The organism is Staphylococcus sp. MI 10-1553 (assembly GCF_010365305.1).
Lineage (GTDB): Bacteria > Bacillota > Bacilli > Staphylococcales > Staphylococcaceae > Staphylococcus.
The window spans coordinates 2,525,087-2,550,841 of the sequence record NZ_CP048279.1; the positions used below are offsets into that span (position 1 = coordinate 2,525,087).

The following is a 25,755-nucleotide window of genomic DNA, read 5'->3' on the forward strand; positions in this document are numbered from 1 at the left end:
CAAACGCTTTCACAAATAAAGACGCACAGCCACTTGAATCATGTCCCTTTCGATAACTTCCGTGTCATCATCCTGCCAACAGCTATGACATTTGAAAAAGAGGACCGACAAGATCTTAGTTCAATCTCATCAGCCCTCGTTTCATATGCCCGACGTCAATGTCTCCGTTGCCCACTTCACCACCGTACTTCATGGACATGTGGGACTAGGACATAAGCTTTTCCAGCCTCTATTTAATTATAGAATGATAATTCATTTACATTTTAAAATAGTCAAGAATTGAGGGTGAATGGGCATAAAAATGAATGCTATTGATTTTTAATTTCATAAACTCGCCCTCAGTTACCCTTATTTAATGTAAGATTGCCCAGAAGGCTGAGACTCCTGAGGGATCAGCTGGTCCGGAAAATCCAATTCGGCATCGATCAAGTGTACATTTCAATCAAGCCGAATTTAGTTGAAGGACCAGCCCTTAGGAACGCGAAGCCATGAAGGCAATCAAAGCCAAAAATCGTTGAGGGCTAGTTAAACAAAATACTGCATCAATAGCATCAAAAATTTTTATGCCCATCCCCGCATTCATTGACTATTCGTTTGAAATGTAATGTGATTTGCCTTTTAAGAAGAAACTTAAAATGAGTGCTAAACCACTTAAAGCCGTCGCTACCCAGAAAGCACTATTGACCCCATCAACAGAAGCTAGCTGATTTACGAATTTAATAATAGCCCCCATCGCTTGCTCTTGACCACCGAGTTGTTGGGCCAAGGCTTGCAAGCTGTCTTGAATCGTTGGGTCCGTATGGTCTAAATCTTGTTGGAATGTTGCCAAATGTGATTCGGTTTGTTGCGTCATCACTGTCACTAAGATTGCCGTACCAATTGAGCCGGCTAATTGTCTCATCGTATTGACTAAGGCGTTACCATGAGAGATTAAACGTGACGGCAATGCGTTCATACCTGCTGTCATAATCGGCATCATGACAAAGCTCATACCGAACGAACGGATAATATAAATCATTAAAATACTGCGATATGGTGTATCCATAGTCAGTTGCGTCAGTTCCCAAGTGCCATATGTTGTAATGGCTAAACCAATAATCGTAATTGGTTTAATCCCGATTGTATCGAGTAATTTACCAGCTATAGGTCCCATCACACCCATAATTAAAGCACCTGGTAATAGTAATAACCCCGAGTCTAGCGCTGAGAAACCTCTTAAACTTTGTAAATATAATGGTAGTAAAATCATACCACCGAAAAGACTCATTGTGAGAATCATGTTAATGACTGCTGTTAACGTAAAGCCTGAATATTTAAGCACTTCAAAATCAAGCATCGGCGCTTTCATCGTCATTTCACGGACAACAAACGCAACCGTAAAGCTGATTCCGATAATAAACATAATGACAATTTTTGTTGAAGTCCAGCCATCGTTACCCGCTTCACTAAAGCCGTATAACAATGCACCGAAACCAATTGTACTGAAAATGATACCCGGAATATCTGCTTTTGGATTCGTTGTTTTTTGATAAATTCCAAACCAAACAAATGCAAGCGTGAGTGAAATAATCCCGACGATAAACATACCAAAGAACATCGTATGCCAGTCATAGTTTTCGATAATATAACCTGACAGTGTAGGTCCAATGGCTGGTGCTAAAATCATCGCAATCCCCATTGTTCCCATGGCCATACCACGTTTTTCAGGTGGGAAGATTGTCATAAATACATTCGTACCTAATGGCATTAACACTCCAGCACCCATCGCTTGAAGTACACGACCGACCATCATAATCGGAAAGCTCCAAGCGAAACCACAGACGAGTGAGCCTATCGTAAATATGAGCATCGCAGTTAAGAATAAGCGGCGATATGAATATTTATTAAATAAGAATGCACTAATTGGAATCAAAATCCCGTTCACTAACATAAAGCCTGTCATCAACCATTGTCCTGTTGAAGCAGAAATATTAAAGTCTGTGTTGATTCGAGGTAATGCCGTGTTTAACAATGTTTGGTTCAAAATAGAGATGAACATCCCGAAAATCATCGCGACTAAAATTTTGCCACGTGTGACACCCTTTTTAAAGACATAACTTTGTGTGGCATCCGCTACTTTTTCATTGACCGGTTGACGTTCAGCTCTGTCTTGGCCCGCTGTCGTTTTTTGTTGAGATGCCTCTTTTTCTGCCGATGTTGCAGTAGATGCGTCATCTTCACTTTCATCTTGACGTGTTGAATCTGCTGCTGAATACTGATCATCTTCATCTAAACGAAAAGTATGCGTTGTTGGATGTACATCACGTTCAGGTTGCATTGCGTCTGAAGCGACGTCACGATGTTGTTGAGAAAGTGATTTTCTTTTTCTTCCTCGAATGATCGTCCAGTTCAGTATGATAATCACAATAAGAGCAATTATGGTGTAAATCATCATAAACATGTGATGACCCCCTCTCTTAATTTTTGTGAATACTTACTTCAGCGTTCATGCCTGGAACAACACCGTTAGAAGGTTGGCTGTTTAATTTGATTTTAACAGGCACCACTTGTGTCACCTTTGTATAGTTGCCGTCACTATTCGATGATGGCATTAATGAAAAGCTTGAGGCAGTCGCATGACCGATTTGATCGACTTTACCTTTCACTTTTGCGTCTTGACCGTCAATCGTAACATCTACATCTTGGCCGTTTTGAACGTCTTTTACTTCTGTTTCGTCAATATTTGCTGTGATATATAAGTCGTCGAGGTCATAAGCATAAGCAATCGGTTGACCTGCTTGCGCGATACCGTCTTCTTGGCCATCTAATTTTGCGATAGTCCCTGCTTTAGGCATCGTAATAGTCATCGTTTGTGGTTCTTCACCTTGACTAGCACCTTGTACTTTCGCTACAGTATCCCCTTTTTTCAATGTGTCGCCTTCACGTACATCTAAGCTACTAATTTTTCCTGACGCTGGACTTGCAATTTTAATTTGATCCCCATCTACTTGTGCGTTATCTGTTTTAATATAGTTAACTGATTGATTGTAGAAATAAAATCCTACAACACCAATGATAATTAACACAATAATCGTAACAATGTTAATCATGACTAGTTTCTTCATTTTCTCTACTCCCTTTCTCAATAAATTGAACTCCTGTATTATAAGTCAATTCACTCTGAAAAAATACAGACAATCATTTCAAATGTGTCGGATTGAAAATTATATTATAATAACATTGGTGATAATATGGTCAAAACAAAATCAAAAGCAAGACGTCGTATTGTGAAAGCAATGATTGAATTATTAAAAACAGAACCCCTTGATGAGATTACGATTAAACAGATTTGTGCAGAGAGTGGCGTACATCGTTCAACGTTTTACGCCCAATTTGAAGATAAATATCAATTGTTTGAAGTTTTGACGACGTATCATATGGCAAAGTATGAAAAGCTTATTTTGTATACGTCAAAAGTGATTGATTCTTACCCGTTAGAAGAGGTGAAAACGCGTATCATCAAAACATTTCGTCTACTGTTTAAATATATGAAACGCCACCAAACCTTTTTCACGACCATTATCGTGACACAACCGCAATTAAAAGCCATTCATCAATATTTACAATTTACGCGTCAAGCTTATGAAAAGTTATTAAATCAACTGCCTCAACTTCAACAATCCAAATATTTTATCAACTATACGATTGGCGGTGAACTTGCGCTCATTTACAGTTGGCTCATGCAAGGTTGCCAAGAATCCCCTAACGATATGGCACAAATTTTGTATTCTAACATTATTAAAACGAGAAGATAGTTTCACTGTCGGACATGACACACATGTGATACAATCCAACTTGACCTACATGATACACAGCTTTGTCGAACCTTTAATAAAGAAGAAAAGTGAGGTTATGCATCATGGCTTCCACCTCCAAAAAGCAACGTATCATTGAGTTAGATGCGTTGCGTGGGATAAGTTTGTTTGGTATTTTACTCATGAATATTTTAGTATTTAGTTTTCCTTATGAGCATGTCCGCTTAGACGTCGCACTCCAAGGCGTCAATGGCTTTTTGTTTCGAGTGGTGTCATTACTCGTCATCGATTCATTTTATCCGATTTTCTCATTCTTATTCGGATTCAGTTTGATGCTCATTTATAACAGTACACAACAACGCGGTATCGCTTTTAAACCCGTGATGATACGACGGCTTATTTTTTTGGCGTTTCTCGGGTTACTCCACGGCTTTTTCTTATATTCAGGAGACATTCTATTTACATATGCGGTGATGGGCTTTGGCGCGATGTGGTGCACAAAAGTTTCTGTTAAAATATTAAAAAAAGCCGCTATCATTTTGTTTACAATAAAAGTGGTCATTGGGGGCTTGCCCTTTCTCATCATGGGATGGATGACAAAAGCGAAATTACCGCTCAGTGGTGGGACTCAGGCAGAATTGAACGCCGTGTTACAAGCTAAAACAAGTGTGCATTATACCGACTTCTTCCTTTATAATGCACAAGATAACTTCGGTAACATTGCTACAACACTGACGCTTGATTGGCTCGATATTTTTCCTTATTTATTGTTAGGGATGGCAGCGATGAAAGGCAATTTAGTCACGTGGGTCAAGCGACATCCGACACGTACGACACAATGGGGCAGTCTTTTTATCGTTATCGGGCTTCTCGTAAAATTCATAGGTGCATACGTCATCACGAACCCTGGCTATATGATGTTCAGTTTTACAGTGGGCGGTCCGTTATTATCTGTCGGTATCGTACTTCTCTTTTTCCATATCATGCAATATCCAACAGCTCAAAAGTTACTTGATCCGTTTCGCTACCCTGGAAAAATGAGTTTATCCGTGTATTTATCTCAAACGCTTGTCTGTGTGTTCTTTTTTGCAGGTTTCGGTCTTGGCTTTTATAACCATTTGTCCCTTTATCAAACTTATCTTTTTGCGCTCGCACTCTTCTTCGTGCAAGTCGTTGTTTGTTATGTCTATCAACGTCAATTCACACAAGGTCCAATCGAATGGGTGTGGCGGAAAATCACATACTTCGGAGTTAAAACATTGTCAGCAAAATAAGCTCAAATGTTAAACAGGCCTGTTCGATCATTCATAGTCGCTACGCTATCAATGTGAACAGGCCCTTTTATTGGAGAACTTTTTGAAAATGAAAAACACAAAATGATATGTTTACTATCATATCTTTTGCTTATTCCTACTGTACCATGTTTTGAATCATTTTGGGATACAATGATTAAAAATTTATTAATTTTTTATGAATTGTCTCACAAAAGATGTAAGATTGACACATGTTTTTAGTCGGTTGCCTCAAGATAAAAATCACGCTTCAAGCATTCATAATAATTTAGACTTACATAATGCCCTTCATCTATTTCATCTTCATGTTTGACGCCAACGAAACGAAACCCCGCTTTTTCTGCAACACGATTACTACCAATATTAAGTACATTCGCACGCAATTCTAATTTATTGAGGTCATAATCCGTAAATGCAATATCGCATAATTTGCGTACTGCAGCTGTCGTTATCCCTTGACCATTTTCACTTTTCGCAAGCCAGTAACCGACTTCTGCCTTACGTATTTTTTCATTCCAAGCATGCAAATCAATTGTCCCAATGAGTTGATCTTGTTTATAAATCAAGAAAAATAGCGCTTTCCCCTCTGCAACTAAGCTTAAAGTTTGTTGCATAAATGCCGCTTCTTCTTCCACAGAGGACATCGTTTCAGCCCATGGTAAAAATATTTTGAGATGGTCTCGATTTTGCTCAACGACTTCATAAAGTTTTGGTGCATATGTCAACGTTGGGTAAACAAAATCAATGTCGTCATTCACAGCGAGCCTAAAATGTTGCATCCCACTCACCCCTTATTTTTATTTTTCTGATTATTATACACAAATATAACAATTAAAACAATATGTCTTCAAACTGTATTTCACAAGCACTCACATCAATCACAATCTATAAAACGCATTTTTTAATGCAATTTTTCAATTTTTAGGTTATCATTTATTTTCCAACAGTCGAAATTCGTTGTTATAAAAAAATAAAACAGGGGTATAAGAATATTCAGGGGTGAAAAAATAATGAAAAAAAAGAATCAAAAACCTGATCGTGGTGACCTCCAACAAAACCTTTCAGAAAAATTTGTTTGGGCCATTGCTTATGGTTCATGTATCGGTTGGGGTTCGTTCATCTTACCAGGTGACTGGATTCAATCATCCGGACCTATTGCCGCATCAATCGGTATTTTTATCGGTGCCTTATTAATGATTGTCATCGCGGTAAGTTACGGTGCACTAGTTGAACGCTTTCCTGTATCAGGTGGCGGCTTTGCATTTAGCTTTTTAGGATTCGGACGTTATGTCAGCTTTTTCTCAGCATGGTTTTTGACGTTTGGATACATATGTGTCGTAGCGTTAAATGCGACAGCTTTCAGTTTATTAATCAAGTTTTTACTGCCAGATGTGATTGAATTTGGCAAACTTTATACGATTGCAGGTTGGGATGTCTACATTACTGAAATTTTAATTGCATCTATCCTTTTACTCGTTTTTATGTTGATTGCGATTAAAGGAGCAAGCGTTTCAGGTTCATTGCAGTATTATTTCTGTGTCGCGATGGTCGTTGTCGTCGTCCTACTCTTTATCGGATCATTCTTCGGTTCAAACTATTCATTAGAAAATTTAAAACCATATAACGGGACACATTATGGTTGGTTCCAAGCGATTATTATGATTGTCGCTGTCGCACCGTGGGCCTATGTCGGTTTCGATAATATCCCACAAACTGCAGAAGAATTTGATTTCTCACCGAATAAAACATTTAAATTAATCGTTTATAGTTTACTTGCAGCGAGCATGACATATATAATGATGATTTTATATACAGGTTGGTTGTCTGGTGGCAGTAGCGACTTATGGTTGACAGGTTCTGTAACGCGAGAAGCATTCGGTACGATTGGACTTGGCGTACTTAGTATTGCAATCATCATGGGGATTTTCACAGGTTTAAACGGCTTTTTATTAAGCTCAAGCCGTCTGTTATTCTCAATGGGTCGCTCAGGCATTATGCCGTCGTTATTTAGTAAATTACACAAAAGATATAAAACACCATACGTTGCGATTATATTCTTGGTTGCGCTTACATTGATTGCGCCATGGTTAGGCCGTACCGCGTTAACATGGATTGTCGATATGTCATCTACAGGAGTGTCTATCGCTTACCTTGTGACATGTCTTGCAGCAGCGAAATTGTTTAGCTTTAATAAAAATAGTCAAACATACGGACCGGTATATAAAGTCTTTGCGATTATCGGCTCAATTTTTGCCTTTATCTTTTTACTGTTATTATTGTTACCATTTTCACCGGCGTCGTTATCTATGCCATCATATATTGCGTTAGGTGGTTGGACGATTCTCGGATTGGTGTTCTTCTTTATTCGTTTTCCAAAATTACGTCGTATGGATAAAGATGAGTTGACACAATTGATTTTGGATACAAGAAAACGTGATGTTGAAAAAATGATAGAGGAATAATGGCTTTTGAAATGTTAGGAGTGCGGGTATGAAAATACTCCATTTTGTATTGATATGATTTTGATTGAGGACTTGCGCTTCCAGGAGACTTGTCCTTTTGAGTGTTACGATTGCCTCCATGGATTCGCGTTCTTAGGGCTGAACCTTCAACTCAATTCGGCTAGATTGAAGTGTATATTTGATGGAAGCCGAACTGGATTTTGGGCACAGTACAGAAATCTCATGTGCAACAAAGATTTCGTAGTACTGCCCCCGCAAGGCTGACTAGACTTCTCAAAAGCTTGAGTATTGAGAAGTCAGACAGCTACTGCGATAAACAGTAACCACTATTAAAGTGATTAGACGTGATATTGTTTTTTACTTTTCCCTCAGGAGTCTCATCGATTTTGGCATTCTTGTGTTACCAACAAAAAAATTAATCCAATGACTCATATTTCATAAAATCAATAACATCAAACATTTTGTAACAAATCAAGATACGTTCACTCATTATTTCAAAATCATTCTTTTTCATATAAGACATAGTTAGAGGCTAGGAAATTGAGTTTTCCTAGTCTCTTTGATTTTATACGCATCAATGACTTTGAAACAATGGATAAAGTAGCCTTGATTGAGTACGAACTATTTTTGCCATCAAAAAAGACAGACGTTTGCCTGCCTTTTCCAACTTGATTCGAATGAACTTATAATTTAAATGCTGCGATGGCAAGCATGAGCCAGCTAATGACAAACAAGATACCGCCAATTGGGGTAATGGCTCCAAGAACGCTCACTTGTGTTAAAGATAAAATATACAGTGAACCGCTAAAGAACACGATACCTAAAAACATGAGCCAACCTGCCCAGCCGACGTTAAGATGAAATGCACCACCGATAATACCGATTAACACAAGACCTAACCCGTGATACATTTGGTATGTTGTCGCTTTTTCCCATACTGACATATAATGTTCTGATAATTTTCCGTCTAATGCATGCGCACCGAAAGCCCCTGTACCGACTGCCATTAAAGCGTTCAATGCTCCTAAAATAATAAATACTTTCACAACTTTCCCTCCTCATCAAAGTTACCATTAAAAATCAAAAATTGAAGCACCATTTCCTATTTCATCATCCGTTACCATACGTTGATCAGATGTCGTTTGCGCTGTAGCATTGGAAGATGATACTTTACCGCCCATCAGCCTCATCTCTTCATCTGTCACTTGTGTCGACGCTTGCTTTTTCGGTGTGTCGGCTGAAGATGATCGTGATAGTGCACTTGTCTCTTGCCCCGTATACAGAGCCGTTAAAGCATGAATGGCATACATATGTTTTTCAAATGCTGCATCAGTCGTCGCGGCGTCTGCTTGAACCAATTCGTGTTCCAACAGTTGAATCAGTTTGTCTTTATTCATGCGCTTCCTCCTTTTGTTCACACCAATGGATCGGCGCTAAACCTTGTGCTGCAAGATAGGCATTCGTCTTGGAATACGGTTTAGAACCAAAAAAGCCTCTATGTGCCGACAATGGACTTGGGTGTGGAGATTTAATGACATAATGGCGTGATGTATCAATCAATCGTTCTTTTTGTTGTGCCGGTCTTCCCCACAATACAAAGACGACACCTTTTTTATGGTCAGATATCGCTTGGATAATTTCATTCGTAAATGTTTCCCAGCCAATATCTTTATGTGAATGCGCCTGACCTTGGCGTACTGTCAGCACCGTATTCAATAACAGCACACCTTCTCTCGCCCAATCTTGTAAATGTGGCGAAGTCCGTTGACAACCAATATCGTCAGCGAGTTCTTGATACATATTGCGCAATGAAGGTGGAAATTTCGCACCCGGCTGTACTGAAAATGCTAAGCCATGCGCTTGATTCGGGCCATGATAGGGATCTTGTCCTAATATCACTACTTTGACGTTTTCGAATGGCGTGAGGTCAAAAGCTTGATAAATATTCTTACGTTCAGGATAAACAATTTGCGTCGTATATTCTTTTTCTAAAAAATCATGCATCGCTTTAAAATCATGTTTTTCTTTAATTTCATGAAATATTGTTGACCAATCCATCTTCTTCACCTCAGCCACATTTTAACATAATTTCGCCTGACTCACCGCTTTCATTCAATAAACATTTCTATAGCAGCAGTTCAACACGCATGATAAAATAGGGAACATAAGCATATTGTAACGTACAGCAGTTACCACCCTAACATGGAATGATGTAACAGATGTACAATAGGAGGAGTGAATGAACGATGGCTTTGAAAAAAGTATTAACGATTGCAGGATCAGACACAAGTGCAGGCGCGGGGATGCAAGCCGACTTAAAAACATTTCAAGAGTTAGACACATACGGCATGGTCGCACTTGCGGCAATTGTCACAATGGATAAAGAAACTTGGTCACACGATGTCAGCCCTATCCCATTTGATGTGTTCAACAAGCAACTTGAAACAGTTATTAGCGTAGGACCGGACGCAGTCAAAACAGGTATGCTCGGTAGCGAAGAAATCATTCAACGTGCTGGAGAAGCATACACAGAATCAGGCGCACAAAATTTCGTAGTAGATCCTGTCATGGTGTGTAAAGGTGAAAACGAAGTCCTTAACCCGGGAAATACTGAAGAGATGATTAAGTATTTATTACCAAAAGCAACTGTTGCGACACCAAACCTTTTTGAAGCAGGTCAATTATCAGGCTTGGGTACGTTAAAATCGATTGAAGATATGAAAAAAGCAGCGAAAATCATCCACGAGCAAGGTGCACAACACGTGGTGATTAAAGGTGGTAAAGCGTTAGATCAAGATAAATCATACGACTTATACTATGATGGCGACAAATTCTATCAATTAACAACGGATATGTTCCAACAAAGCTATAACCACGGGGCAGGCTGTACATTTGCGGCAGCGACAACAGCCAACTTAGCGAATGGTCAAACACCAAAAGAAGCCGTGATTAATGCGAAAGCGTTCGTAGCTTCTGCCATTAAAAACGGTTGGAAGATGAACGATTTTGTTGGCCCTGTCGATCACGGTGCAGCAAACCGTATTGAACAAATTGAAGTTGAAGTGACAGAAATTTAATTTTCTTCACACTCGTATTCATGCGTAATATTTAAAAACATTATCATCATAAACATGGTTCAAACCTTGATGTATTGTACTTTCTATTTCTTCATGTTTTATGATAAAAATAAATTATATAAACTATTAAACCTGCAAATCCGACAACCATATAATTGAACACAATAAATATTTTAATTTAATTATATACAATTTAAAAACAGAAACTTTTATATTTAATTATAAAAGTTTCTGTTTTGAATTTATTATAATATTAAATGTCGATAAGTTCGTCTAAGAAAAAATTAGGGTTATTCATGCTTTTGTGATTTTGATTATAATATAGTTGTAATATAATCCCTGCGCCTCCTGTTGAATAATCACAAGACGCTTTATATAATTGTTCTCCAAGAAAATGTTTGTATTCACCCTTATTTATTATATGTAATTTCATACAAGTTTCAAATTGAGAGACTATTTCTCTTGCTTTTAGTATTAAATTTTCGTCATTTATATACTTTACTACATCTGTTAAAAAGCTTATTATGCCAGCCATCCCTCTCATATATCCAGAAAATAAAGTAATTTTATAGTCACAGGAAAGTACAATTTTTTTAATTATTTCCAAATACTTTTTATCTTTTGTTACTAAAAATAATCGAATAGCAACACTACCCACTCCAGCTATGCCATCATATAAATATGGAGAATTAACGATTCTACCATTTTTCTCAAAATTTCTTTTTATTCCTAAATAATCTTCATCTCTTATCATATTACTATACTCTATATCAAAATATTTTATTGCAGTATTTAGCACCTCAATATCCATTGTTATTTTATAGTAGTAAATTAAAGATAAAGAAATACCAGATACGCCTTCTCCATAGCCTGTAAGCAACTTGTTGAAGTTCACATCTTGCATCATATAAGAAGCTAAATATTTTGCATACTCTAAATATTTTTTATCTTGTGTTTCTACATATATTTTTATACTAGTCATTAATATTCCTGCATTTCCATAAAACATACCGTTGTCTTTAGATATTTTATAAAGTACTTTTTCTTCAAATAATTGTTTGCCGAGTTCTTTATAACCCAATTCAAATAAAACCCAACATATACCAGAAAATCCCATAAAAACACCTTTAGGTATATTATCATCTTTAAATAATCCATGTATTATTTTATCGTTAATTATTTTACTAATATATATTATGTTTTCTTTATTTGTTTTATATAAAGAATATAAAATTCCGAACAGTCCATGTGATACACTATATTTATTTGTATTATATACATGAGGATCAGCTGGAAAAAACACTTCTTCTTCATTTGAGAATTCCGCCATTATACTATTAGAAATCAAATTAATATAACTATATAATGATTCTTTTGAATTTTCTTTTCTTGCACTTCTAATACCACCAAAAGATAGATTGATAATTCTTTGTACATGTGGAAAATCACCTGTTATCAGTCTAAAAAGGTCTAATATTTCACAATATTTTTCATCGAAATAATGCATTATATTATTCAACGGAAAAATTGACGTTACAATTAATGTATCAAATTTGTTTCTATCATTTTCTAAGGGATTCTTTGATGTGTTATTAAAACCTGGCGTTATCATCATCTTATGGCCCTCTTTAAAATCAGATAACTCTGTACATGTTTCTAAGTCTATCATTTTAACTTCTAATGTTTTTTCATTAATTATAAAGTTATTAAACGATAAGTCACCAATTACTATATGTTTTGTATGAAGCTTTTGAATTATAGACTTTATTTGTATCATAATTTCAAACATATTTTTAAAATAGCTCTTATTTATTCTTTTATCGCTTTTTGGCCGCATTAAAGGATTATATTTTAAAATGTATTCTTTTAAAGTTACGCCATTAATATACTCTTCTATCAAATATGTGTTGCCATTGTCCTCAAGTATTCCATAAACTTCCGGAACATTTTTTGTATAGGATAGTTTCAAAAGTAAATTATGTTCATTTTTTAATCTTTCAGAAAAGTATACCAAATTATAATCTAGCCCTGTGTAGTTACGAGCTTCTTTAATCACAACCTTAGTACCTTTATCTTTAGAATAGCCTATATAAACCCCACCACCACTTGAAAAATATAGTACATCATTAATACTATACTTAGATAGCAAAATTGATATGGTATCTTCATCTAAGTAATCTAAAAATTTAGGTTTTTGTATAAAGTCATAGTCTTGATAAAAAGGTTTTCTCTCATCTTTGATTAAAGATTCTTTATTTTTTACTATAAAATTTTCAAAAACTCCTTTTTCATTCATCAGAGTAATAGGATAGTATTCTCCATATCTTAAATAAATGTTATTTTTATAATGTAAATCTGTCAAAATATATGGTCCCTCAAAATTATCTAGACACTTAGATAGTTCCTTCAAATGAATTTCTAAATCTCCCAATGCTTCAATATACACTGTTATAAATTTACCTGCAGAAACTCTAGAAATTTCCTTACTATTCATTAACACAAAAAAATTAAATGTAGAATTAAATTTAAAATTCAATTTATTTTTATCACAATACTTTGCTACAATTTTCAAAACTGTTTGTTGATTTTTAACAGTTGCTGATATATGTAACTTCCATATAGATGTATGAAAGGTAGAAGTATAATATATATAAGTCCATGGGTCTTTGTGATACACATTATGCTTATTTTTTAAATCCATAGAGTCATAAAATAAATAATCATCATCAATATTTCTTTTCTTATAAAAAAATGTATCATTAGAACTGAATCTAAAGTGATTTGAATATTTAGGATCTTGCATTTAATTCACCTCTGTTACTTTTTCATTCTTGATGTGGTAAGTCTTATTGTAATAATTTGACTCAATACTTTCATCATGGGTAATTTCAATTACTGTTTCAATTTGTTGGTGTATGATACCTCTTATAAAATCTGCATTTTCTTTATCTAAGCCAGCAGAGAATTCATCGAGTAGCACAAACTTTGGCTTTCTAATCATAATACGTGCCAATGCAATTCTCATCTTTTGACCACCTGACAGACGATCTCCATTTACGCCTGCATGATAGTCTAATCCATGTGTCTGAACGAAATCGCTTAAATGACATTGTTCAATTACAGTTTTGAGTTGATCATCATTAAACGATTCGCCTAATGTGATGTTGAACATCAATGAGTCATTAAAGATAAATGGAGCCTGTTCGAAATAATGAACATGATGAACCAAGTCAGTAAAACGCATTTGATGTGAATCGATATTATTAAAAAGCAATTGTCCTTTTTGAGGTCGCTCAAGTAATAATAGCAGTTTGAAAAATGTAGACTTGCCACTTCCTGAAGGCCCTTTTAATAAGATATGATCTCCTTGACTGATTGTTAAATTTACATGATCAAATATGATGCGGTCACCATATTGATGTAAGATGTCCTCAAACTTTACAGGAAGGAGCGTCGAGGCCAGCCTATGTGAAAGGTCTTGCGCGTCACTATCCTCATGAGTTAATGAAGCGATAAAATCATCATATTTACGAACAATCGTATTTGAGGACCGCAATTTATTATAATAATCTATTGCATTAACAGCAGGGGTCACGATGCGATCACTCGCCAAATAAACTGCCATTAAAGCAGCCAAAGAAAGGTGATCTTGAACCACAAAAAGTCCCCCGATAAATAAAGGAACAAACGAACTCACACCAGATAATAAGTGCGTGACCCAATTCGACTGATAAAGGTTTTTTTGCACGGTATAGTTGCTTTCTTCTAGGTGGTTTAATCGATTTGTTAAAGTAGACTGGAAGAAAGACTGCTTATTAAATAATCTTATCGTTGTCAACGCACTAAAATACTCATTGAGACGATCTACAAATTGAGAAGAATCCGAAGACCATGTATCTGTGGACTGTTTGATTTTATTTTTATAGAGCTTAGGCGTAATGACAGGGATAGTAGAAAACAGTATAAATAATAAGCCGAGTTGATAATCAATCACAAGGACATACGTTGCAGAGATGATAGAAAAAGTGACACAGTATATAAATAAAAACAAAGATTTGATATAGTTGGTTTCAAGAAATTTGAAATCATTGATAATAAAACTTAATAAATCGGCACGCATAGACGCATGGTTTCCTGAAAAGTATTTTCTAATCATTTTTCCTTTATATGTATTATTGAAGTCTAGAATATACTTTTGTTGATACAAGTTCCATAAATATAAGCCAGTTCGAATCGTACAGTAGCCGATAATACCGAAAATAAAATAATGGATGAGTGAGGAAAGACTTTTAATTTCAACTGAACGAATGATACCAGCCACTAGAGTTGGAATCACCAAGCCATCCAAAGCCGTAATCAACATAAAAACATAAATGAGAAATAGTTTAGGTTTTAGTAATTTAATTTTCATCTTCATCACCTATAAAATAAAGCGACAAAAGCTTTAGAACCTTTTATCGCTTAATTAATTATTAATGACAGCAAATACAAATCTATTTTATCCAGATAAATTAGATTGGTCCTACACATGACATTTCACATAGAGTACAACATTTAGCTAATACACTAGATTTTTAGTTACAACTCTGCCCGTTTGTTCATGTAGTTCTTCTCTTTATAAATACCATTAATGAATTGGATCTGGTCCATTGCACGATGAAGCTCCGCATGAGGTACAACTAGCCTCAAAATAGTCAAACGTCTCCGATTTAATTTGTAGGCGTTGTAAATCTAAAAGTGTAATCATATGAATCACCTCCCAAAAAGTGTATCTACCCTTATTCATATATTACCACATCTTCAAATTGTAATAAGCAGAATATTTCGATTTTTCTTTAAAATGTTCAAGTCTTTCATCCATGTGGGGTATCTCTACTACTAATAGTTTTCCTTTACGAAAGTAGTTTGTTTACCCACAAACACTTCTTTCGACTACTTACTTTTTACAAAATTTTCATTCTTCTTCCTATAAAAGAGGTCAAACCCTCATTACAATAAAAACTTAGCAGATCAAGAACGAAAAAGTAACAGAAGTCACATAAGAATAGGCATTCAAAAAGCGATGAAACCGCTTCTATAACACTAACACGGTTCATCGCTATTTTTATTCATTGGTATAACTTCACGATACACACGATCTATTGCAAAGTACGCTACACTTCACCCACATCTATCACGAGTTTCAACTGCTCGTCAGCCCCTATCACTTTGATTTGCATGTGGTCGTGGTCATGCCAAGTAATCTGTTCATCGACAACAATTGGATTTTTATAACGTACGGCGATAGGTTCAACTGCCGCTTCGACACATATCCGTTGCACGACGAGTTGACCTGGAACAATCTCGGTATGAATCGGATTCGTATCATGAACAAGCGCGAGATAAGTTTGGACCTCTGCGGATGAAAATTGCATTAGGTGTCCCTCCGATTAACAAAAGTTTGGATGATTCGACAATGACATCTTTCGTCTTGCTCGAATGATAATGCCATTTGATAACGTTGAAATGATTTGATTTGTCGGACTTTTAACACTGCCATCGTCACGTGATAACGCGCCCCTACTTTTAAAGGATGATGTGCTTCAATTTCTGTAGCTACAAGTTGAATTGCCGTCTCTTTAAACGATCGAAATAACGAAAAAAGTGACCATACCCGTGCAGTCATCAATAAAGGGACGGTGGTCGTCTGTGGCATATTAAAAAATTGCTGATAACGATGCACTTCTTTTTCGTCAAAACAGTAACCTTTGACTTCACGGTCGCCAACGTTCAAATAGTGCTGCATTCCCCATGCCTCCTCCAATGCCCATTGTCGCAATCATGTTTTGTACTTCTTTCATATAAAACAGCCGTGTCACTAAAATCGCACCACTCGCACTATACGGATGGCCGATCGCAATCGCACCACCGTAACGATTCAATTGTGTCTCTTGAATGTTCAACGCACGTGCAGACGCTAACACTTGCGCACTAAATGCTTCATTCAATTCTACGGCATCAATTTGGTCTATGGTCAGTTGTTGTCGTTCTAAAATGCGATGTACTGCAGGTACAGGACCGATACCTAATACATGCGGATCCACTCCTTCAATCGCATAATCCACAAACATCAGACCTTCCGACATACCAAGTTCGCGTGCTTTTTGTTCAGACATGACCACAACTAAACAAGCGCCGTCGTGTTTGAGACAACAATTACCGACCGTCACTGTCCCACCTTCACGTAATGGCTTTAATCGTGCAATCCGCTCATACTGAATCTGCGGTTTGACGCTTTCATCTTCTGTCATCTGCTGACCTTTCACCATTAATGGCAATATTTCAGCTGACATCACACCGGTCGCAATCGCTTCACTCGCACGTTGATGACTTTGAACTGCAAAACGATCTTGGTCTTCACGTGACACACCATACTGTTCTGCCACGTTGTCTGCCGCTTCAATCATACTCGGATCTTGACCTGCTGGCGCAAATGGGGCTCGGTCATAAAATGTCGGAGGTGTTGTTGGGTACAATGATGTCGGCTTTTCCATTTTCCAAGGCGCACGACTCGTACTTTCGACACCCCCTGCAATATAAAAGTCTCCCGCACCACTTTCAACGAATCGACTCGCCAAATGAATCGCTTCAAGACCCGAACCACACTGACGATCAATCGTGAGCCCTGGGACAGACACATCTATCCCTGCCTCTAGCAAACTTTTTCGCGCAATATTGCCCCCTTTACCGACAATATTTCCGAGAATGACATCATCCAAATCATTGAGCGCGCAAGGCAATGTCGCTTCAAAATGTTCGAATAAGGGTTTCAGTAAATGTTCAGGCTCCCATTTTTGAAGTTGGCCACCAGACACTCCAATTGGCGTCCGTTTTGCTGCAACAATGACTGCTTTCGTCATTGAAAATCGCCCCTTTCATAGCAAGTTTGTGCCATTTTTCTTGAAACTTTCCCACTCGCAGTATATGGCAATGATGCGACGCGAATGAATTTTGAAGGTATTTCATATCTCGATACACGTGATAACAGCCAGTTCCGAACCGCTTGAACATCCAACTGCTCCGGACCAATATAAAGGGCAATCGCTAACTCACCTAGCTTGTCGTGTGGACGTCGTACGATGACCGCATCTACAATTTCGGGCCATTGCTTGAGGTGTTGTTCAATCACGGCAGGATACACATTCTTCCCACCAATAATGAGACGGTCTTGTACACGCCCTTGTAAATACAACACATCCTTCTCGATACGGGCAAAATCGCCTGTCGCTATCCATTCATCAATGGCGTCCTCACCGAGATAACCTGAAAATGTCATCGGGCTTTTCACAAACAATTGTCCTATACCAGCATCGTCTTGCTCTCTCAAAGTCACCGTCACATTTGGAAATAAGCGCCCCACAGAATCGAGTGGTGCAGTTTGATTACGATTGACACTAATAAAGCTCGCTTCCGAAGTGCCAAAAAACTCATCAATCTTACTTTCTGGAAACACTGTTTTAAGTTGTATGTGACGACTTGATGATAACTTGTCCCCTGAAATAAAAATATGACGCACCCACTGTGAATGTTGTCCTAAATGGATACCATCGTACACCATTGTAGGCACGAGAAATAATGCGCACGTTTGTTGTAGTTCTGCAATATAAGACAAACCTTTTGCCATATGATAGCGATCTTGCCCGATAAACGTTTTGCCATGCCATAATGCATAAATCATTACATACAACGTTAACGAATGGGCATACGGACCGAGCGCCATATACGTCTGTGTAGAGGCATCTAGCAACGTATCATTCACCTTAAATGAAGCAATCCATGATGGTAAATCTCTCATAAAGCCTTTCGGTAAACCTGTCGTGCCTGACGTAAATCCAATATGTAATAAGTGCGGAATCGTTGGCGCTTTATGTGAGGGTTCATATGAAGTAGACCTCAACCCTTCATCCCCCCATACATAAGGCACACGGTGTAACTTAATGAGCGCATCCCGTTGTTCCGTTGACCATTGTGGCCCGAGTACACACGGCACACCTTGACGTACGAGGACCGCTAAATATGCCACGATAAAGCTCGCCGTTTGAGTATGGGTCAACATGACATTTTGATACGCCATATTTGTGGGTAACATTTCACTTTCCTTTTGCACATGTTGCCATAATGTTTCATAGGTGAGCGTCACATCGTCCATCCATATCGCAATATGTTCCGGCCTCTCTGCTGCATATGTTTCAAGTCGCTTTAATAATTCCAAACTCCATCACACTACTTTTACAGTTTTGCTTTATTTTAACATAGCGCTCGCTTTCCACATATGTGAACTTATTTTTTTGTGTCTCCTTAGTATGATTATAATTCATATGCTGTGCCAACTCATCATACCAAATTCAATGCAATGATAACTGACAAAGATTCGTGCCTTTCCATATGAAAAGGCCGGGTCATCGTGATATGCCCAGCCTTTAAAATAATACAGTTTTTATAAATAATATTTATCAATGACTTTTAAATCATCTGACAGTTCGTAAATCAGTGGTGCGCCTGTTTTAATTTCATAGCCGACGATAGCTTCATCTGATACGCCTTCTAAATACTTAATCAAAGCACGTAAAGAGTTCCCATGTGCAGCGACAAGTACTGTTTTACCGGCTAATAGTTCTTGAGAAATTTGATCGTTCCAATATGGGATGACACGTACTAGAGTATCTTTCAAACTTTCAGATTCAGGCATCACACGTCTATCTAATAATTCGTATTTGCGATCTTTCAAGTAACTCTTGCGTTGTGCTTCATCTTGTGCTGGAGGCGGTGTATCGTAAGAGCGTCTCCAAATATGGACTTGTTCTTCGCCAAATTGCTGACGTGCTTCATCTTTATTTAATCCTTGTAAACCGCCGTAATGACGTTCGTTCAAACGCCATGATTTGACAACGGGTACATAGAGTTGATCAGACTCATTTAATAAATGAAACGTGGTCTTAATCGCACGCTTCAATAATGAGGTAAATGCAATATCAATATGAATTTCTTGTTCTTTCAATTTTTTTCCTGAAGTGATTGCCTCGTTGTGACCTTGTTCAGATAAATCGACGTCTGCCCATCCTGTAAATAAGTTTTCAGCATTCCAGACGCTTTGTCCGTGTCTACATAAAATCAGTTTTGGCATGTTTGACCTTCTTTCTATATCGTGAACGCCAGTGTCGCAACATTTGTTGATCAAAAAAAGACGTCCACGTACTCATATTGTACCAACAAACGCGCTTACTTTATTTTATAAATTGATTATAACAAGTTTTTCATTCTTTTTCATGATTCCAACTTGATAAAATTTGAATATATTGAGTCATTTACTACCTGCTTTAAAATCATTAATATGTCATCAATCTATGAATGGATTGAGGCTAAAAATTTCTATATTCCAATCCCTTCATCACGCACCAATTGAACCGTTTTAGAAGCGAGTGTTTCCACAAAATGTGCATTATGATCAATCGCAATCATGGTCGGTCGTGCGTTTGCCAACATATCAATCAGTTGGTCCACAACATAAAAGTCTAAATAATTAGTCACTTCATCCCACATCAACAAACTGTTTTGCTGAATTAGCGAATGGGCGATCAACACTTTTTTCTTTTCGCCATCACTCCAGCCTTCCGTTTGTCTTGCCGTGAATTTTTTCTTATCGACCCCTAATTGATAAAGTAAATGTAGAAATTTCTCCTTTTGGGGTTGTGGCAAATGTTGAAACCATTGATTGTAGTCATCTTGATACACATATTTTTGATCGACCACCGACGTCTTTTCAGGTAAATGAGTCTCATATTCTCCAACAATATCGTACTGTTCCGGATGTTGTATAAAATTGAATAACGTTGATTTCCCCACGCCATTTTCACCTATAATAAATAATATCTCTGATGGCAACAACGTTACAGTGATCGGTTTAAATAATGGTTTGCCATCCATTAATATTGAAAAATTTCTGAGTGATAACACCTGTTTTCTAACGATATCGACATCTAATTGAATCGTTTCTATTTTTTCGACATTATCAATTAAGGCTTGCTTTTCCTCAATTTTCTTTTCATTCCTTTTTACTACAGCTTTAGAGCGCTTCATCAGTTTCGCTGCACGTGCCTTATCAAATGAATCTTTGGAACTATTTTCTCTCGATGCACCCCAAGATTTCAAACTTTTCGACACTTGATCTAATCTTTTAATTTCCTTCTTCAAAGTGTCGTTTTTCTCTTGTGTCAGTTGATCTGCATGCGCTTTTTCAGTTTCCCAAGTTTTAAGATTGCCTTTAATCAACTCGATATTATTTTTGTTAATCGCTAAAATATATTCTACGGTGTGGTCCAAAAATTGACGATCGTGACTAACGAGAATGTAACCTTTCTTTTTATCCAAATACCGCTGAACCACTTTTCGGCCTTCAATATCTAAATTATTCGTCGGCTCATCAATCAGCGCAAAGCTATGGTCTTCTAAAAACAACTCTACAAGCAACACGCGCACTTGCTCACCACCGCTTAACGTATCAAAATCACGATACAACAGTGCCGTATCCAAACCGATTAACGAAAACTCTTTATAAATACGCCAAGGTTCTATTGTTGGATTCCGTTCAAGCAACATCTCCTCCACAGTCCCATATTGTTGATGCTCTGGATATGCCGGAAAATATTTAAAAGTCACTGATGTATCGATTTGTCCTTCATATTCGAGTTGGTTTAATAACAATTTCAAAAATGTCGTTTTGCCTCGACCATTACGTCCAATGAGTCCTAATTTCCAACTGTCATCGATGTTTAAATTGAGATCTGTGAAAATAGCATCTGTATACTTAAAAGATAAATTTTTAATTCGAATATGTCCCATCACTCTCACCCCTCACTATGCTTTTCTGGTTGTGTATGATATTGACGAGCTAACATAAAGGCGTAAATGAGTAGCCCCACGCCAACTACGGACAACATCAACCATGCAAGCTTGATTGAAAAAACATTGGACAGTGTGAGAAAGACAAAAGTGCCTATCGGGATTGTGAGCTGTACAATTGTATAAAAAATGCTTGTCACTGACGAGAGTACTTTGTCAGGTAACGTTTGCATAATAAAAGCATCAATTCTAGGGTTAGAAATCCCCATAAAATAACCTGATAAAAACAGTAATATGAGTAATGAATAGCGCTCTTCAATCAACAGTAAATTAAAAATAATCAATACAGTCAACGCAATTTCAAAAATCAGATTCGCTTCAATCGATGTCTTCCTTAACGCCTTAAAAGGAAACATTGAACCTACAATCATGCCTAACGCTTCAGAAGTCGTATACAGCGTTAATGTAAAAGTGAAGTTAAAAAATAACAGCGCCTCATTTTCCGAATATGAAAGGAGTAACAAACCTTCTTGCGCAGAACTGATTAAATTCATCAATGCAAAAATCATCGCAAAATGAAAAATTTGTTTGTATTTAAAGAGCGTTTTTAAATTTTTATAGCTGTCTTGCCCAATCGTTTTAACATCCAAACGTTCTCCCTCATAATGATTTTTTGAAGGTATCGCTAATTTGAATTGTTGTCGGTTACACCACAAAATATAAAATGATAGTAAAAACATCAGTGCATTCAGTAAGCTGAGCAACGAAAAATTATAATTCAACAGTACAATCAGACTCGCTCCAAATAACTTTCCTAGTAACCCTACCGTATGATGTAGCCCATTATCGAGCGCCCGTGCATCCGTTAAGCTTTCTGCCATTACAAGATGCTTCACAATAGGGATTTCCAAATAAACATTGTATGAAGAAATCAAATCCGAGACGAAGTTTAAAAGGAGTAAACATCCAAAAATGATCCAATTCGTTTCAAAAGACATCAAAAATGCAAACATCAAGTAGATGAGCATTTGCACTAATTTATTCATCAGAAACATGCGATATTTATGCACCGTTCTATCTGAAAAATAGCCTAATAAAAAGTCTCCTATCATAGGAATCGTTGACACAATGACAATCGCACTGATGGCAAGCTTGGCGTTTTCCATATTTTGCGCATAAACAATAAATACTAAATTAAACAACACCCCACCGATTGCACTTAACGCATTCGATGCCATAAAAAACCTAAAATTTCTATTACTTCTCAAAATATTCATGGGCCTGTACCTCAAAATATGAATCTATTTCATGAATAACAAAAATAAATCCTGCTGTACCTTTGCAAATACTTAAACTTACTTCATCATTGTCAAAATCCGGCAAGTAATATTCATTGTTTTCATTAATAACAAAGCTAAGTACATTATATAAAATTCGAGTACTTTGTAACAAAAACTCTTTCTTTTTTGTTACTATATAAATCAAAAAAGAAACATAGGCAATACCAGTTAGTCCGTTAGTTAATCCTGGATTTTTCGCCCAAGAATTACTAGTCAATGTATCATAATATGGTAAAATGAAATCATTCAGGATTTTCTTTTTAAAACATGCAGGAATATTCTGATTATTCGAAAGTATACATGCTACATATAGATAGCCTGAAATTCCGTCATTCAAATATGGACTAGCAATATTGCCACTAATTTTCAAAGGCATCGCAACCTCACCGTCGTATTCATTCCCTACAAAAAAATTTTTAATATCATCAAGCATTTTTAATGCATTCATTAAATGTCTCATTTTATTATCTCTTTTGTATAAAATGCTGTAAAATAGCGCTATTCCTAAATATCCGGCTTCAATTCCAATATATTCTCCATCTTTATAATTTAATTCATATGCGTTTAAACTTTCTTCTGTAATCTTAACATACTTTTCAACTATATCTTTATTGCTTTTATCTTCACAACTTAACAAAATTAATATAAAGCCTATTATGCCAGAATTCACAGTATAATCTTTAGAGTTTCGAATCCAATTAGAAATTCTAGCATAATTACCTTCTATGGTATCAATGAATTTTTTCTTTGAATTTTCATTGACCAAAAAATCAAAATTAAAGTTTTGAAATACATCAAATTCGTTAATATCCTCGTTTTTTTCGTTATTCTTAAACAGTTCTAAACTACTATTTTTTGTACCTAAAAATAGAATAATTTCTCTAAATTTTTTGTCGTGAATTAGCTTTACATTTTCTATTTCAGTTTTATTTCTTTCATATGTTTTAAGAAGGTTAATATAACGACTATCTTGAATTATACTTTTAATACTAATTTGATTATTCATTACTTTTTCAGATAATAAAACTTGTTTATCAACAAAACTGTCCAAAATGTCATCTATTTCATACAAAAATCTTTTAGGTTGGTTAATCAACATTTCTATTATTCTAAACACTCTTCTATTTATATTATTATCAATACAATATTTATTAAATTGCTTAAGTATCAAATCGGGATGTTGACTAAACTTATTTAATCTGTTTGATGGAAAAATCAACTCCATAAGCAAATAGCCTAGTTTATGAAAGTCTGACAAAAATGGTGACATATCATTAATCCTATAATCATAGTAACTTTCAGTGCTTCCATAAACATTATCACTAAACTTTTTTTCGCTAATAAGGTACGAAGAACCAAAATCACAAATACAAACTTTAAAATTCTTTTTAACAATAAAATTTGTATCATTAAAATCATTTATAACTATACCTTTATGATGAATTTTTTTTACTATTTCTATGGTGCTTTTAATAATTTTTTCTAAATTGTTGTTTTTACTCTTCCAAAAATCAAAGTCGCTCCTTACTTCATAAAAAGTTTTCCCTTCTATATAAGTTTGAAGAATGTAATAATTTTCCCATTCAAAAAATGATTTCACCAATTTAGGTGTTTCATCTATAGACTCAAGAATATTTAAAACAGCCTCTTCATTTTGAATATCTTTAATAGCAGTTCCATGAGCTCCTAAAATTAAACTTCTTCCTTCTTTCAAAATATGTCTTTTACTTCTGTAATTAGCTAAATAAACATTTCCAGAAGCGGATTCTCTTAATATCTTGTATGGAAATATAGTTTTACTAATTAAATGGTTAATTTCTTTTTCACTATAACCAAGATTTTCAAAAGGATCACTTTCAAAATAAGGCACCTCAAAATACTCCCTATTATCTGATATCATGCTATTATCTGGAGTTATTAAATAATCACTTTTAGAATTAATAACACCATATCTATAATAAATAATAGATTCCTTAAACCTCTTATCTGAATATATATACGGACCTCTAAAATCCATTAATTTCTCATAAAGAGATTCTACAATAAATCTAAACTCTTTCTTATTTTTAGGATATATCGTAATAAACTTCCCAATACTAGTTGGGTGACCATCAGATGAAATAAAATTTCTTAGTATGCTTTTGTTAAATACATATTTAAAACCTATTTCATTACAAACACAAAAAGCACTAACTATCCTCAAAATTTCTTGGCATGTTTCTAATGTAAATGAAATATGTATTTTCCACCCTTGACGTGGTGACTCGTTTTCAGGGAACGAAATATACTTAAAATTCTCATCGTAGTGAACCTGCACTTTATTTATAGGGAGTTCAACACAAAATTCTTTTATCGTTAAATTCCTTTTAATCATTATAATCACCTTAATCTAGTAAAAAGAACCATTACTTTTTAGTAATGATTCTTTTTACCTATAATTATCTTTGAGTCTTAACAGGACACTTAGTAGATCTAGCCATACGAACATTGGAAACGAGTTCTTCTTTTGGTAGTTTTGCAAGTTCAAGAATTGCTTTCATCATAAACACCCTTTCCTTCATTATATAATTACATAATACACATATTTCATAATACTGTAAATACTCTTTCATTTATTTCTTATTTTTTTTGTAGAGCAACATAGAATTAGCTTTTTCAAAAACATAGTATCATATGTCGCTTCTAACTTATAAAACACTATTATAAATTAAGTGGGAGGATAAACATTATTTGACTATTTGCCTTCTCGCACCACCAATTCCATGATGCTATACTATGTAATTCAACATTTTGTTATATGACCTCCGCCATCTTTACACCGAAAAAATAGCGTGTAGATAATAGGCGAACACTTATATTTGAATGCTAACAATGACTTAAATACTTATAAAATAATAAGTTATGAAATCAGT

21 protein-coding genes are annotated in these 25,755 nt (G+C 35.9%); 4 read left to right on the forward strand and 17 right to left on the reverse strand.

All coding sequences use genetic code 11. The features are described 5' to 3' along the window. Nucleotides 1–586: 586 nt before the first annotated feature. Both GZH82_RS11950 and GZH82_RS11955 read right to left on the reverse strand, forming a co-directional pair. Nucleotides 587–2,440, reverse strand: a complete 1,854-nt coding sequence (locus GZH82_RS11950) for a DHA2 family efflux MFS transporter permease subunit (RefSeq protein WP_162682678.1) — start codon at nt 2,438–2,440, stop codon at nt 587–589. A gap of 16 nt (nt 2,441–2,456) precedes the next feature. Next, nucleotides 2,457–3,104 (reverse strand): HlyD family efflux transporter periplasmic adaptor subunit, encoded by a 648-nt coding sequence (locus GZH82_RS11955; RefSeq protein WP_162682679.1) that lies wholly within the window; start codon nt 3,102–3,104, stop codon nt 2,457–2,459. Between the two features lie 126 nt (nt 3,105–3,230). On the opposite strand from GZH82_RS11955, the gene GZH82_RS11960 reads away from it, so the two are divergent. Both GZH82_RS11960 and GZH82_RS11965 read left to right on the forward strand, forming a co-directional pair. After that, a complete protein-coding gene (locus tag GZH82_RS11960) occupies nt 3,231–3,794 on the forward strand; it encodes a TetR/AcrR family transcriptional regulator (RefSeq protein WP_162682680.1) in 564 nt (187 codons plus the stop codon). 104 nt (nt 3,795–3,898) lie between these two features. Continuing rightward, on the forward strand, nt 3,899–5,068 hold the full coding sequence (locus GZH82_RS11965) for a DUF418 domain-containing protein (protein WP_162682681.1): 1,170 nt from the start codon (nt 3,899–3,901) through the stop codon (nt 5,066–5,068). A 236-nt stretch (nt 5,069–5,304) separates the two neighbouring features. Here GZH82_RS11965 and GZH82_RS11970 read toward each other — a convergent pair whose 3' ends face one another. Next, entirely contained in the window at nt 5,305–5,865 is a 561-nt protein-coding gene (locus GZH82_RS11970) for a GNAT family N-acetyltransferase (protein WP_162682682.1), read from the reverse strand. 231 nt (nt 5,866–6,096) lie between these two features. On the opposite strand from GZH82_RS11970, the gene GZH82_RS11975 reads away from it, so the two are divergent. Then, nucleotides 6,097–7,548 carry an APC family permease gene (locus GZH82_RS11975; protein ID WP_162682683.1) on the forward strand — a complete coding sequence of 484 codons (1,452 nt, stop codon included), beginning with the start codon at nt 6,097–6,099 and terminating at the stop codon, nt 7,546–7,548. 683 nt (nt 7,549–8,231) lie between these two features. On the opposite strand, the gene GZH82_RS11980 is transcribed toward GZH82_RS11975, so the two are convergent. From GZH82_RS11980 to GZH82_RS11990, 3 genes are read right to left on the reverse strand one after another with little or no spacing between them, the layout of a single operon-like run. After that, nucleotides 8,232–8,594 carry a DUF423 domain-containing protein gene (locus GZH82_RS11980; protein WP_162682684.1) on the reverse strand — a complete coding sequence of 121 codons (363 nt, stop codon included), beginning with the start codon at nt 8,592–8,594 and terminating at the stop codon, nt 8,232–8,234. 27 nt (nt 8,595–8,621) lie between these two features. Further along, a complete protein-coding gene (locus tag GZH82_RS11985) occupies nt 8,622–8,945 on the reverse strand; it encodes a DUF5327 family protein (RefSeq protein WP_162682685.1) in 324 nt (107 codons plus the stop codon). Then, nucleotides 8,938–9,606 (reverse strand): uracil-DNA glycosylase, encoded by a 669-nt coding sequence (locus GZH82_RS11990; RefSeq protein WP_162683062.1) that lies wholly within the window; start codon nt 9,604–9,606, stop codon nt 8,938–8,940. The genes GZH82_RS11985 and GZH82_RS11990 overlap by 8 nt, the downstream gene beginning before the upstream one ends. A 188-nt stretch (nt 9,607–9,794) precedes the next feature. Between GZH82_RS11990 and thiD the strand changes: the two genes are divergently transcribed. Then, nucleotides 9,795–10,625 (forward strand): bifunctional hydroxymethylpyrimidine kinase/phosphomethylpyrimidine kinase, encoded by an 831-nt coding sequence (thiD, locus tag GZH82_RS11995; RefSeq protein WP_162682686.1) that lies wholly within the window; start codon nt 9,795–9,797, stop codon nt 10,623–10,625. Nucleotides 10,626–10,878: 253 nt separating this feature from the next. Here the strand turns inward: thiD and GZH82_RS12000 are convergent, their stop codons facing one another. The 11 genes from GZH82_RS12000 to GZH82_RS12050 form a co-directional block, all read right to left on the reverse strand. Continuing rightward, a complete protein-coding gene (locus GZH82_RS12000; protein ID WP_162682687.1) occupies nt 10,879–13,428 on the reverse strand; it encodes a class III lanthionine synthetase LanKC N-terminal domain-containing protein in 2,550 nt (849 codons plus the stop codon). Continuing rightward, nucleotides 13,429–15,036 (reverse strand): ATP-binding cassette domain-containing protein, encoded by a 1,608-nt coding sequence (locus GZH82_RS12005; RefSeq protein ID WP_162682688.1) that lies wholly within the window; start codon nt 15,034–15,036, stop codon nt 13,429–13,431. It lies immediately after the preceding gene. Nucleotides 15,037–15,778: 742 nt separating this feature from the next. Then, nucleotides 15,779–16,039 (reverse strand): hypothetical protein, encoded by a 261-nt coding sequence (locus GZH82_RS12010; RefSeq protein ID WP_162682689.1) that lies wholly within the window; start codon nt 16,037–16,039, stop codon nt 15,779–15,781. After that, nucleotides 16,039–16,410, reverse strand: a complete 372-nt coding sequence (locus GZH82_RS12015) for a hypothetical protein (protein WP_162682690.1) — start codon at nt 16,408–16,410, stop codon at nt 16,039–16,041. The genes GZH82_RS12010 and GZH82_RS12015 overlap by 1 nt, the downstream gene beginning before the upstream one ends. Continuing rightward, nucleotides 16,379–17,524, reverse strand: a complete 1,146-nt coding sequence (locus GZH82_RS12020) for a thiolase family protein (RefSeq protein ID WP_162682691.1) — start codon at nt 17,522–17,524, stop codon at nt 16,379–16,381. The genes GZH82_RS12015 and GZH82_RS12020 overlap by 32 nt, the downstream gene beginning before the upstream one ends. Further along, entirely contained in the window at nt 17,521–18,876 is a 1,356-nt protein-coding gene (locus GZH82_RS12025; protein WP_238989576.1) for an AMP-binding protein, read from the reverse strand. Before GZH82_RS12025 ends, GZH82_RS12020 begins: the two co-directional genes overlap by 4 nt. 225 nt (nt 18,877–19,101) lie before the next feature. Continuing rightward, nucleotides 19,102–19,788, reverse strand: coding sequence for a 2,3-diphosphoglycerate-dependent phosphoglycerate mutase (locus GZH82_RS12030; protein ID WP_162682692.1), 687 nt, complete (start codon nt 19,786–19,788; stop codon nt 19,102–19,104). A 245-nt stretch (nt 19,789–20,033) separates the two neighbouring features. Next, on the reverse strand, nt 20,034–21,503 hold the full coding sequence (locus tag GZH82_RS12035; protein ID WP_162682693.1) for an ATP-binding cassette domain-containing protein: 1,470 nt from the start codon (nt 21,501–21,503) through the stop codon (nt 20,034–20,036). 5 nt (nt 21,504–21,508) lie between these two features. Further along, nucleotides 21,509–22,741: an MFS transporter gene (locus GZH82_RS12040; protein WP_162682694.1), complete on the reverse strand. Its 1,233-nt coding sequence runs from the start codon at nt 22,739–22,741 to the stop codon at nt 21,509–21,511. Between the two features lie 19 nt (nt 22,742–22,760). After that, nucleotides 22,761–25,217, reverse strand: a complete 2,457-nt coding sequence (locus tag GZH82_RS12045; RefSeq protein ID WP_162682695.1) for a class III lanthionine synthetase LanKC N-terminal domain-containing protein — start codon at nt 25,215–25,217, stop codon at nt 22,761–22,763. Nucleotides 25,218–25,281: 64 nt separating this feature from the next. Beyond that, nucleotides 25,282–25,455, reverse strand: a complete 174-nt coding sequence (locus tag GZH82_RS12050) for a hypothetical protein (protein WP_162682696.1) — start codon at nt 25,453–25,455, stop codon at nt 25,282–25,284. Nucleotides 25,456–25,755 lie beyond the last annotated feature (300 nt).

Excerpts from the sequence above, each read along its gene's own strand:
- GZH82_RS12040 (WP_162682694.1), bottom strand. The coding sequence starts at position 22,741 with ATGGCATCGAATGCGTTAAGTGCAATCGGTGGGGTGTTGTTTAATTTA.
- GZH82_RS11960 (WP_162682680.1), top strand. The coding sequence starts at position 3,231 with ATGGTCAAAACAAAATCAAAAGCAAGACGTCGTATTGTGAAAGCAATG.
- GZH82_RS12035 (WP_162682693.1), bottom strand. The coding sequence starts at position 21,503 with ATGGGACATATTCGAATTAAAAATTTATCTTTTAAGTATACAGATGCT.
- GZH82_RS11985 (WP_162682685.1), bottom strand. The coding sequence starts at position 8,945 with ATGAATAAAGACAAACTGATTCAACTGTTGGAACACGAATTGGTTCAA.
- GZH82_RS11970 (WP_162682682.1), bottom strand. The coding sequence starts at position 5,865 with ATGCAACATTTTAGGCTCGCTGTGAATGACGACATTGATTTTGTTTAC.
- GZH82_RS11950 (WP_162682678.1), bottom strand. The coding sequence starts at position 2,440 with ATGTTTATGATGATTTACACCATAATTGCTCTTATTGTGATTATCATA.
- GZH82_RS12050 (WP_162682696.1), bottom strand. The coding sequence starts at position 25,455 with ATGAAAGAGTATTTACAGTATTATGAAATATGTGTATTATGTAATTAT.
- GZH82_RS11955 (WP_162682679.1), bottom strand. The coding sequence starts at position 3,104 with ATGAAGAAACTAGTCATGATTAACATTGTTACGATTATTGTGTTAATT.
- GZH82_RS12000 (WP_162682687.1), bottom strand. The coding sequence starts at position 13,428 with ATGCAAGATCCTAAATATTCAAATCACTTTAGATTCAGTTCTAATGAT.
- GZH82_RS12030 (WP_162682692.1), bottom strand. The coding sequence starts at position 19,788 with ATGCCAAAACTGATTTTATGTAGACACGGACAAAGCGTCTGGAATGCT.
- GZH82_RS12005 (WP_162682688.1), bottom strand. The coding sequence starts at position 15,036 with ATGAAAATTAAATTACTAAAACCTAAACTATTTCTCATTTATGTTTTT.
- GZH82_RS12020 (WP_162682691.1), bottom strand. The coding sequence starts at position 17,524 with ATGACGAAAGCAGTCATTGTTGCAGCAAAACGGACGCCAATTGGAGTG.
- GZH82_RS11975 (WP_162682683.1), top strand. The coding sequence starts at position 6,097 with ATGAAAAAAAAGAATCAAAAACCTGATCGTGGTGACCTCCAACAAAAC.
- GZH82_RS11990 (WP_162683062.1), bottom strand. The coding sequence starts at position 9,606 with ATGGATTGGTCAACAATATTTCATGAAATTAAAGAAAAACATGATTTT.
- thiD (WP_162682686.1), top strand. The coding sequence starts at position 9,795 with ATGGCTTTGAAAAAAGTATTAACGATTGCAGGATCAGACACAAGTGCA.
- GZH82_RS12045 (WP_162682695.1), bottom strand. The coding sequence starts at position 25,217 with ATGATTAAAAGGAATTTAACGATAAAAGAATTTTGTGTTGAACTCCCT.
- GZH82_RS12010 (WP_162682689.1), bottom strand. The coding sequence starts at position 16,039 with ATGCAATTTTCATCCGCAGAGGTCCAAACTTATCTCGCGCTTGTTCAT.
- GZH82_RS12015 (WP_162682690.1), bottom strand. The coding sequence starts at position 16,410 with ATGCAGCACTATTTGAACGTTGGCGACCGTGAAGTCAAAGGTTACTGT.
- GZH82_RS11965 (WP_162682681.1), top strand. The coding sequence starts at position 3,899 with ATGGCTTCCACCTCCAAAAAGCAACGTATCATTGAGTTAGATGCGTTG.